This window comes from Maribellus maritimus (genome assembly GCF_022267315.1).
Classification (GTDB): domain Bacteria; phylum Bacteroidota; class Bacteroidia; order Bacteroidales; family Prolixibacteraceae; genus Draconibacterium; species Draconibacterium maritimum.
This window is the reverse complement of the sequence record NZ_JAIKLE010000009.1, coordinates 187,592-193,591: the sequence shown is the minus strand read 5'-3', so window position 1 is coordinate 193,591 and position 6,000 is coordinate 187,592. Positions and strand designations below refer to the sequence as shown.

At 38.0% G+C, this 6,000-nt stretch carries 4 protein-coding genes; 1 reads left to right on the top strand and 3 read right to left on the bottom strand.

The window, feature by feature from the left end:
- Positions 1-241: 241 nt before the first annotated feature.
- The 3 genes from K5G00_RS10560 to eno all read right to left on the bottom strand — a co-directional run bounded on the left by K5G00_RS10560 (position 242) and on the right by eno (position 3,594).
- The gene (locus K5G00_RS10560) at positions 242-841 is read right to left on the bottom strand and encodes a MarC family protein (protein WP_238766127.1); all 600 of its coding nucleotides are present in this window, start codon (positions 839-841) and stop codon (positions 242-244) included.
- Between the two features lie 242 nt (positions 842-1,083).
- The gene (locus K5G00_RS10555) at positions 1,084-1,920 is read right to left on the bottom strand and encodes a C-GCAxxG-C-C family protein (protein WP_238766126.1); all 837 of its coding nucleotides are present in this window, start codon (positions 1,918-1,920) and stop codon (positions 1,084-1,086) included.
- Between the two features lie 375 nt (positions 1,921-2,295).
- A complete protein-coding gene (gene eno / locus K5G00_RS10550) occupies positions 2,296-3,594 on the bottom strand; it encodes a phosphopyruvate hydratase (RefSeq protein ID WP_158870507.1) in 1,299 nt (432 codons plus the stop codon).
- 366 nt (positions 3,595-3,960) lie between these two features.
- On the opposite strand from eno, the gene K5G00_RS10545 reads away from it, so the two are divergent.
- Complete coding sequence (locus K5G00_RS10545; protein WP_238766125.1) at positions 3,961-5,928, top strand: metallopeptidase domain-containing protein; 1,968 nt, start codon at positions 3,961-3,963, stop codon at positions 5,926-5,928.
- The last annotated feature ends 72 nt before the right edge of the window (positions 5,929-6,000 follow it).

Genomic DNA, 6,000 nt, shown 5'->3' with positions numbered 1-6,000 from the left:
GTTCTTTTAAATCCTCTTTTATATTGAATTTGCTTTGTCTTCCCATGCTTCAAAGATAATAAAGCGACACTATATACTCAAATTGGTATAAGTTAGAAAAAGTTTTGAAGAGAAGTAACTTATTTTTAATCACTCTGCGCTATAGAGAAGAGCGATCCGAGTAATATTTCAATGTTTAAAATAAATTTTGGGAGTATGTTTTTTGCTTAAATATTATCTTTTTGGAGAATAGTTTGATCAACTAAAAAAACATATTCTTTATTCCTGTTAACATCATATTTATCCCAATCGCACCAATAAAAAAGCCGTTTAAACGAAGCAATACCTCCATGTTTTTATCGAAAGCCTTTTTAAACTTTCGTTTTTCAATGCTGTCTCTAAATTTCTTTAAAAGAAACAAAGTGAGGAAGTTAACAGTGAAAATGATAATTAAAGCCAAAGAGCCTATAACGTAGGAATGTTTTTGTGAGAGCAAAATGCTGAGTGAAATGGTTCCTGCACCAACCATAAAAGGTAAAGCAATTTCTGAAGCCAAATCGTCAAGGTTTTCTTTAATCATAATAAGCGCTTTTTCGCCGCGAACGATAAAAATATAGGCATAAGAAAAGATAATTATGCCACCAAATATTCGGAATGATTCAAAATTGATGGCAAATATTTTTCTGAAAATTACGTCGCCAAAAAAGAAAAAAAGCAAACAAACAAAAAATGAAATCAACGATGCTTTAAAAATTACGAGCAAATAACTTTTGTGTGTTAAATCTTTCCGGATAGGTTCGAGGTAAAGAAATAAGGCAAAAGGATTTAGCATCACGAGTATTTCAATAATGGAAGAAATCATATTTTTGTTTCGTTTTGATATTTGTTTTTTATCTCAGACAGGCGCAAAGTTACCATCAAATTGATGGTTTGACAATAAATTTCACAACGGATTTTCTGTTTTGATTAATCTGTGTCCGGATGAGTTTTCTCCTTCCTTTTTTTACTTTTTAGCGTAAATGCATGGTTTGCATGGACGGAACGGTTCAAAACATTTTTATTGAATCAGAGAATTAAAATTTTTTAATTCCACCTTTTTTGAAACTATTTTGCTTTCATGTACTTGTAATGTACGTCTCCAAATAGTTTATGAGCAACAGATTTTGTATGACATGAATTGCAATCCATTTTTCCACTGATGTTGTTTAATTTACCTTCTTTGCCATGACAGGTCAAACAAGTGCCTGTATTATCGTTATTTTGATAAACGGTTACGTAGCCATCGTTAAAGAAGCTGTTGAGTATAGTTGTAACTTTTGCAGCTACTTCGCCCGACAAACGTCGGCATCTTTCTTTACGTTCATTGCTGTCAACTTTAAAACCGGATGCTTTACTCCAATTAGTTGTAGAAGCATGACACAGTGTAGAATGAGAAACTGAGGAGGCAGGGGTGTAATCCATAGCAGCCTTTCGGGGTTTGAATACCGGGAGCTGCGTGTTTTCATACCATTGAAACAGTTCGTTTATCAAACTATCCCGCATCTTTTTATCGCCAACAAACAGGCCAATTAAGGCTGCAGCTCCGTTGAGCGCACCGCATAATGTTCCAAAACCTCCAACACCACCATGTCCGTATTTCATCATATCAAAAGGAAATAAAGCGTATTCTCCTCCGAGTTTTTCGGCAATTTGAGAAGCAACTCCATAAAAGCTTGCATACATACAGCTTCCGACACTGTATTGATCATAAGCAATTTGACCTGAAACTGAGGGATCCAAATAAGTATATTCCCAATTGGTTTCACTTTTTTCCGGCTCAAGTTTTTGAGGCGTTTTTTCAGGAAGCGGCTCGGGTTTAAAAGCCTGGGTAAGTGTTAAAACGCCGGCTCCACCTCCAATAATAGCTCCGGCTGCTATTTTCATTGCACTGCGTCGTTTCATTTTTGGTTATTTTAACGAATAGTATCTAAAGTCGATCGAATATGCAATTTTTTAAGCAAATGCCAGTAAAATTTTTATTAAAAGATAAAATACCTGGTGGAATTTTACAAAGAAGTAATAGAAGTTCGATTTATTTCGATAGAAAAGTTATCTGTAAAACCATGTTACAAAGGCTTTCAGAAAAGGCTCAGTATTCTTATTTTTTAAGATTCGATATGATTAGGAATGGAATTCTTTAAATGAGAACTGACTGCCTTTTATTTAACAAGACACAAGTTCAGCAGAGCATGCTCAAAAGGCATAAACAATGCAGATAATACAAAAAAGCCGACTCCATAAAAAGAGCCGGCTTTTATTTATCGTAATAATCTCAGATTATTTCTTATAGATTTTTTTGTATCCGTAGATCGCGCTTGCACCCAGTTCTTCTTCAATACGAAGTAATTGATTGTATTTTGCCATACGGTCTGAACGGCTCAAAGAACCGGTTTTAATCTGACCAGAGTTAGTCGCTACTGCGATATCGGCAATTGTTGCATCTTCTGTTTCACCTGAACGGTGAGAAGTTACTGAAGTGTACCCTGCACGGTGAGCCATTTCAATAGCGTCTAATGTTTCAGTTAAAGTACCAATTTGGTTTACTTTAATAAGGATTGAGTTCGCAGCACCCAATTCGATACCTTTTTGCAGGTACTCAACGTTAGTTACGAAGAGGTCGTCACCAACCAACTGGCATTTGTCGCCAATCGCTGCGTTCAGTTTTACCCATCCGTCCCAGTCTCCTTCATCCATACCATCTTCGATAGAATCGATAGGATATTTTGCAATCAATTCAGCAAGATAAGCAGCTTGCTCGTCAGAATTACGTTTTACTCCGTTTGGTTCAAAAATGCTGTAATCGTATACGCCATCTTTGTAGAATTCAGAAGAAGCACAGTCCATAGCGATAGAAACATCGCCACCGTCTTCTGCGCGACCTGGTTTGTAACCTGCATTTTTAATTGCAGTAAGAATTGAATCGATAGCTTCTTCAGTTCCACCTAACATTGGAGCGAAACCACCTTCGTCGCCAACTGCAGTTGAAAGGTTTTTAGCTGCCAGTACTTTTTTCAAAGCGTGGAAAACCTCAGCTCCCATACGCAAACCTTCACGGAAAGAAGGAGCACCGATAGGACGAATCATAAATTCCTGAAATGCAATAGTAGCATCAGAGTGAGAACCACCATTGATGATATTCATCATTGGAACAGGCAATGTTTTTGCGTTGGTTCCACCAATATATTTGTAAAGCGGAAGTTCAGAATAATCAGCAGCAGCTTTAGCTACAGCCAATGAAACTCCCAGCATTGCGTTGGCACCCAAATTAGATTTTGTTTTTGTACCGTCTAATTCAAGTAGTTTGCTGTCGAGAGCTACCTGGTCAGTAGCGTCCATGCCAATAATTTCTTTGGCAATTACTTCATTTACATTTTCAACAGCTTTCAAAACACCTTTTCCAAGGTAACGGCTTTTGTCGCCGTCGCGCAACTCAAGTGCTTCGTTTTCTCCGGTTGATGCTCCCGACGGAACAGCAGCACGGCCAAAAGCGCCACTTTCCAATAATACTTCAACTTCAACTGTCGGATTACCGCGAGAATCCAGGATTTCTCTTGCTTTTACGTCGCTAATTAACATTGTGAGTAGTTTTTTATTGTTTAACTTATTTGTTGTTTTTATCAGAAAATCAGGTTGTTACTCCTAATTTGCTAAAAGCAGCTCAAAGATAGCAAATTGTTTTATGTCAAACGGAGGCAAAACAAAAAGGTTACCAATATTTCATATAGGGTTAACTTAAAAATTGAGACTATAAAAGGTCTGTATTTTTTTATATTATAGTTCGATGAATTGTCTAAATGTTGGATTTTTGCTTTGTTTGATAGAAATTATCTATGAGGGTTGTGGTGAAAATTTCTTTGTGTTTGGTGAAATGTGTTTTTTGTCATTTTTTGATAAGTGTATTATTGCCTTTTTTGAGAATCGTTGAATTAATTTAGTGATGATATGAAAAAAATACCTGTATTATTTATTCTAGTGTCGCTTTTAGCTTTTTGGGGATGTTCACAAAAAGAAAAAAAAGTATCTGTGGAAAAAATTGGTCCTTTAGATCCTCAAATGGTGCAGGATCAGGATGATATGACCTGGGATGACTATAAACCCATTCCAGAAATAAGTTGGGCTGATCCGTCGATAAAACCAAAACGGGGTTTTAAAATGGCTTTGATTGCGGTTGATTTTCCTGATCAACCTTTTGTTATTACTCAGCCCAAAGGGTCTGATTTATTTGGTAATCCGCAAATAGATCCGATTAAAAGGGAAAACGTTGCTCAATTTTATCGCGATTTTTTTATCAAACCATCAGATGTAAATCATGGCCAAACAATTAATGGTTACTGGATGGAACAGTCTCGGGGTGAATTCGGTATTACTGAGGTTGATGCATATGGACCTTACCAGTTACCTAAAAATCTTTGGGAATATGGTCTAAACGAATGGGGACAAAATGATTTTACTCCCGATGGAAGTAAACCCAAAGGAAGGATGGAACGTGATGTGGATTCGTTGTGGCGTGCAGAATATGGAGATTTGAGGAAAAATTACGACGCGATTCTACGAATTTATGCAAGTTATGATGAAACCGGTGTTTGGCAGGAGTTTGGCGAAATGAAATTTAATTCAAAAGAAGATATTCCACCGGAATGGGGAAATCCGAATCCGGATAAACCGCGTTGGGTAGCCACCCGCTATGTGCCCTGGACATCGTGGAAAGCAGGTGCAATGCAATGGGGAATTTCATCTATTCGTCAGGGCGAAAACTCAGGAACAATTACACATGAGCTGGGGCATTATGCTTTTAGGATAGGAGATAATAATAATAATCCTTATGTAGAACCTTATCGAAGAGCTGGTTCCGGTCCCTGGGATATGATGGACCGCGGCTGTTTTAATGGTCCGGGAGGTCCGCATAAACGTTGGGTGGTTCCCGCAATTGCCGGAGCTTCAATGCCAGCCGGGCTTATGGTTCGTAACAGGATGAAAAATGATTTTTTAACCGAAGATGATATTTTAAGACTGAGTCGTGATAGTCTGGCTGTTACGGGACTTGCAGTTGCAAACATCACTGCCCGCGCAGTTGAACCCTTTGAAGGAGAATATGCAGGTGTAATTGTTGAACTTGACGGAGAAGAACCGCATGATCGAACACCGGTTGACGACCCTGCTGAGAATCCACTTTCCCCGGGAATACCAAATTACGATTATTATTCTCTGGAAGTGGTTCAGAGAATTGGCTACGACTCTTATTGTCCGGATAATGGAGTATTGCTCGCAAAGAACAGGGACAAAGAGAGCCGAAATGGTGGCGTAAATCAGTTTAATTGCTTTAACTGGGTTATTGACGCTCATCCGGAAGACATAAATATGGTGGATTACGTTAAACCCAATGGCGAAAAGGTTATGCGTACAATTGCCGACTACCGCCAGTTGAATGATGCACTTTTCCATGCCGGATTGAATTCGGGCAGTGAATTTGAGTATGATGACCCGTATAACCGGCTTCATTTTTATATTATTGATTTACATAGAAACCAGGAAGGCATCCTTTCTTATACTATTGGCGTTAAATCGCTTGATGGAAGCGGAGCTGCAAAAAGAGATTTTCAGTTAACCGCACCAAAAACAACAAAGGAAAGTGTTGCTCTTTTTACGCTGAAAAACAAAGAAGAAAAAGCAGGTTTGGATGCCTCCTGTTTTGATAATGATATTTATCGTTTGGCGGTAAGTACTGAAGGAGAAGGTTTAAAAGCCGAAATTTTGAACGAATTGGTGGTTGTTTCATCAGGGGAAGAAATTTCTATTCCTGTTTATTTTAGCGAAGAAGATGGCGAAAAAAGCGATGTCAAAATAACTCTGACAGCTGTTTCAGAAAGCGATGCCAGTAAAAAGATGGAGGCTTCATATGTCATACCATAGGTCTTAAAAAAGGAAACCTAATAACTACTGTTATATACAATCAATAAAGCCGTTCCAACTATAGGGAGCGGC

What these genes read in the sequence shown, in the direction of transcription:
- K5G00_RS10560 (WP_238766127.1), bottom strand. Translation starts at nt 841, where the DNA reads ATGATTTCTTCCATTATTGAAATACTCGTGATGCTAAATCCTTTTGCC.
- K5G00_RS10555 (WP_238766126.1), bottom strand. Translation starts at nt 1,920, where the DNA reads ATGAAACGACGCAGTGCAATGAAAATAGCAGCCGGAGCTATTATTGGA.
- eno (WP_158870507.1), bottom strand. Translation starts at nt 3,594, where the DNA reads ATGTTAATTAGCGACGTAAAAGCAAGAGAAATCCTGGATTCTCGCGGT.
- K5G00_RS10545 (WP_238766125.1), top strand. Translation starts at nt 3,961, where the DNA reads ATGAAAAAAATACCTGTATTATTTATTCTAGTGTCGCTTTTAGCTTTT.